Source organism: Oleiphilus sp. HI0043 (assembly GCF_001634935.1).
The window spans coordinates 1-392 of record NZ_LWEY01000909.1 but is presented as its reverse complement, the minus strand read 5'-3'; the positions used below and the strand labels follow the sequence as shown (position 1 = coordinate 392).

At 40.1% G+C, this 392-nt stretch carries 1 pseudogene; it reads left to right on the top strand.

The features are described 5' to 3' along the window. Positions 1-182 precede the first annotated feature (182 nt). Positions 183-392: pseudogene (locus A3729_RS10220) on the top strand (Txe/YoeB family addiction module toxin); the annotation flags it as partial.

The window sequence follows — 392 nt, the reverse complement described above, 5'->3', positions numbered from 1 at the left end:
GTTCTCTTATTTTGGGCATCTGTTAATTGACGATTAAAATGCCTAACCAGTGCATTTACTCTAGAGTCCTGCAAATGCCGCTCATCTAAGTAAATCAATCCAGCAATATCGTGCAGGCAAAACAGAGGAGCATGGATTGCTCGATGATTGAAATATTAGCATCGACTACGGAGGCGTAGTCAGATTATGTTTACTGGCAAGGCCAAGACAAGAAAACACTTAAACGTATCAACAAGCTCATACCCGATACTCAACGTCATCATTTTGATGGGTATACGTAAACCTGAGCCTCTTAAAGAAAGCCTAGCTGATTTCTGGTCTCGCCGCATAGATGACAGTAATCGGTTGGTATATGTTGTTGACGATAATAAACTTATAATTATATCTTACCG